General features: G+C 60.2%; 2 protein-coding genes. Both read right to left on the bottom strand.

Annotation, left to right across the window (positions count from 1 at the left end):
* A partial coding sequence (locus LN415_09505) for a hypothetical protein (GenBank protein ID MCJ2557320.1) occupies nucleotides 1-371 on the bottom strand: 371 nt, incomplete at its 3' end.
* Nucleotides 372-995: 624 nt separating this feature from the next.
* Nucleotides 996-4275, bottom strand: a 3280-nt coding sequence (locus tag LN415_09510) for a hypothetical protein (protein ID MCJ2557321.1), incomplete at its 5' end; no start/stop codon positions are given.

The following is a 4275-nucleotide window of genomic DNA, read 5'->3' on the forward strand; positions in this document are numbered from 1 at the left end:
GCGGGCGGCTTGGACAGATGCTTCACGTTGAGCCCGTTCTTGTCGGGGAGCTCCACATCGCCGTCGTTGGCTCGGAGCAGCCCGAGGGCCTGGCGGGAGAATGCCCGGAAGCCGGACCAGGGCGCCTCGACGACGTCCACGCCGTCGTTCTCCAAGGGCAGAAGCAGTCTCGGGATGCAGTTCGGATCGCACGTGTCGCCGCAGTTCAGGACGAGGATGTCGGGATTCCTGGCGGCAACGGCCTCAAGCAGAGGCCTCACGGGACACTTCGACTTCCGCCGGGCAGGCGTCAGGACCTGGGCCCCCGCCAATCGTGCGATCGCCGCGATCTCGGAATCTTCCTCCCTGACGCAGACGATGATGTCGGCCACGTGCCTTCTAGTCTTGAGCAGTATGGTGCCGGCTCGGCTCTCATCCCGGAGGGACGGATAGGCTACGACAGCGTAAACCAGAACACTCCCCCCTCCAGAAGAGAATCGGCGGGCCCGCCAATCACCCCGTTATCCTTAAATATCCCCGGCGTCCTATTTCTTATTGCATCACGCTCCGTGTGTGGTGCACATCAGTGGGCAGTCTGTTCTTCTCAAGTGCGAGCTGCCCGCTGGTGTTTATCGTCTACTCGTGACTCACCCCCTCTGTGATCCTCACCAAAGTGAACGTGCTCGAGTTCCGAACCTCGAACGGAAGCGTCTTTCCCCCCTTCGTTACATCTCCCCCTTATCATTGTATTTGAAGGTGTGTGTCTTCCCGTAGATTGCTTCATCTCCTTATAAGTTTTTCGCCGTATGGCTAGTGTATGGCTCCAAGAAATCCTACCGTTGACGATGATGTAAGGATTTTTCGTGAAATTGTCTGAAGAAATATGATACATCATTCAAGCCGGACCAGTCCCTGGCCCCTGTAACAGACATGGTGTCCGGACCTGCAATAATGTCTAGCTGCTCAGGTGGGAACTCTTCTTCGTGCAGAATGCGGGACCTAGATGAGCGGAAGCGTCAGCCGGTCACCGTCCAAACGACGTCCTCGGGAACCTCTATCCAGTATCCCCTGCCCGCCAGAAACACGTCCGTGTCCAGCATCTTCTTCAGGCCGTAGGGCAGCGCCAACGGGTCCGGCTCCTCGACGTTCGAGGCGTTAACGTCGACCTTCAGGTCAGCGACCGTGTACGCGGATGCGAAGGACGGGAATCCCACGAGGTTCCAACCCGCTCGAAGCGTGATCGCCGTCGTGTCAGGAACCAGGCCCGCGACGACGAGGTCGCTCGGAGAGGTCACGTTTACCCAGAGGGTCATCGTCCTGTCGACTGTCGTGAGGTCGCCCTTGTAGGGCTTGAATGGCATGTAGGACTTCCACGGGTCGCTCGCGTCCGAGGAATCGTAGTAGTACGCCATGTCGAACTGAACGGTCCGGAGGGCGAAGGGCACATCTCCGCTGGAGAGGATGAGCGGGACCGAGATCAGTTGCGGGCCCGCGATGAGCGATGTGAGGAACTTGGACACCCTGTTCGGGCTCGCTCTGGTCAGGTTCCCGTTGTCCGCCTCGACGTAGAAGAAGTAGGCGCTCGGGTCCCCGAGCCCGCAGCCGCTGCAGGTCCAGTTGTACTCGGGCGAATCCGTGGCGGGCACGCTCGTGACGTATGCGTACGGTCCCGAGTGGCTCGTGGCTTGGTAGATGTCATACCCGACGACGTCATCCTTCCCCAGACCGTCGTCCCCGGATCGGTTCCACCTTATCAGGACATCAACGAGCCCGGGACCGGCGAGATCGGCTCCCGTCATCGCGGGCGGGAGTGGCCTGATAGCCTGAACGTCGACGCGGACGCATGCCGCGGAGGTCGTGTTCTCGTTGGGAACGATATCCCACGCGTACACGCAGACGGTGTGGTTCATCATCGCCCAGCCCGTCGTGTCGATGACGACGGTGACGTCCTCGACGGGGGAGTCGAACCCTCCATCCGCCGGGTCCATCGGGGTCCCTGGCCAATTCTGTGTGCCAAGGGTGTAGTTCGCCCCGCTAACGTTCGAGCCGCCCGTGCTCGCATCCGTCACCGTGGCGTTGAGGACGACGGAATCGCCGCCAAGGACATCGACCCAGGTGTTTCCGTTCACCAGCGCGCTCAGGATCTCTGGCGGTTGCGTGTCGGGAGAAGTTATCGTTATCGTGACATGCAGAGTCGACATGACGTTCCCGTTGCCCGCGGAGTCCGCCCCATAGACGTAGATCTCGTGCACACCCAGAGCCCAGCCTGTTGTATCCAAGGATGCTTCCACAGCCTCCATGGGAGAGTTGAACAGGCCATCCACCGCGGTCATGTTCACACTGCTCGCCCAGTCTGCGAAGCCATCGGTATAGTTCGCGCCGATGATGTCGCTGTTTCCTGCGGGGACGTCGCTCACCACGGCCGTGAGGGTCAAGAGCGACCCCTGCGGGACGGAGATGGAGCCCATCCCGTTCACGAGCACGTCGGAGGTCTCTGGCGGGAGGTCGTCCACCACGATGAGGGTGGCGAAGGGCGCGGTGTTGTTGTAGTTGCCCCTCTCGTCCCACGCGTAAACGTAGTACTCGTAAGTCCCCACGACCGAAGGGGGGGAGAACGATGTGATCACACCCTCCGTCGGTGAGTCGTACGCCATGTCGCTCGCGTTCATGACGTAGCTAGGCCAGGATGTGGGCGTCGGCGTCGTGTAGTTCGCACCCGCGATGTCGGACCCGCCCGTGTTGCTGTCATCGATTGTCGCGGTTATGGTGCAGGCGATGTGAAGCGAGGAGATGGGCACGGTCCTGACGGACTGACCGTCGATGAGCACGCTCCATATCTCAGGAGGCTCGTTCTCGCTGAGGACATGAAGCTGCGCGCAGCTTCCCGTGGTGTTCTCGTTCTGGAGAGTGCTTCCGTCCACCGCGTACACGCAGAGGTCGTAGGAGCCGAGCGGGAGAGCGGATGTGTCCACGGTCGCGTTGACGGCCTCAGCGGGCTCATCGAATGTTCCGTCAGTCGCGTTCATGTCCCACCCTGGCCAGGCCTGTGCGCCTATCGTATAGTTGGCATTCTGAATGGCGGAACCGCCGGTGCCAGCGTCGTCTATCGTTGCACTCAGGAGAACGGAAGGAGTCCCCTCGACTATCGATGCAGAGGGGCCTCCATCGATGAGCACGCTCGATATCTCTGGAGGAATGTCGTCCAGGATCGTCAGGGATGCGAACGGCCCCATGTTGTTATGGTTGGGGACCACATCCCATCCGTAGACATGGTAGTTGTAGCTCCCAACGCCGGGCGTGTCTATGTCTCGGTAGACCGTCTCATTTGGAGAGTCGAAGAAGGAGCCGTCGAGCGGGAACATCATGATACCCGGCCATACTGCGGGACTCGTCGTGTAGTTCGCCCCGCCGATGTTCGAGTCGCCCGCCAATCTATCGTCTATCTCCGCAGAGAGCCTGAACGTGGCAGGCTTCGTCGAGAGGTAGTATGTCTGACCTGGCAGTCCGTCTATCGCGACGTCGTAGACCTCGGGCGGGGTCGTCTCCAGCTCGATTGTTATCGTCGCGTGGGCGGTCGAGGTGGCGTTGCAGTTCGGGACCACGTCGCATCCATAGACGTAGAGGTCGTAGTCCCCTGGAACCCAGTCAGTCGTATCGACCCACGCCCTTACTTCCTCCGTCGGGCTGTCAAGGTCACCGTCCACCGGGCCCATTGCGGTCCCGTCCCAGTTCTGGAACCCTATTGTGTAGTTTGCGCTGCCGATGTCGGAACCGCCAGTCGTGGAATCCGAGATCATCGCTGTAAGCGTGACGCTTGTCCCCTCGTCAACGGTCACGGAGGGCAGCCCGTCCACAAGCACGCTGCTAGTCTCCGGAGGTTCAGTGTCCGGCACTTCGTGCTCGAACTCATCGTAGGTGTACGAGCTCGTGTTGTAGTACGACCTCTGAAGGTTGTGTCCGTAGACATCGTACGAAACAAGGGTGAGGTTGTAGGGGCCGTCTATCGTTCTGTTGTATATTTCCGTCCCGCTCAGCCAGAGGGGAAGGACGTTCACTCCCGTTGTGAGATGGCTCGTGTTCCACGTCGAAGTGATCGAGTTGGTGCGGGTGATATCGTAGAGCCTGCCCACGATCGTGTAATCCCAGGAGAAGGACGCATCGATCGAGATGTTGGCGACGAGGTAGTCAAAGAGAGTGTTCGAGTTCGTGTCGAGCCCGTGGTCGCTGTGTTGCAATGGCAGGAAGACGATCGGCGGGGAGCAGTCGAAATCGCTGCTTTGGTAGTTGCTCGTCTTG

The sequence above is a fragment of the Candidatus Thermoplasmatota archaeon genome (genome assembly GCA_022848865.1).
Lineage (GTDB): Archaea > Thermoplasmatota > Thermoplasmata > RBG-16-68-12 > JAGMCJ01 > JAGMCJ01.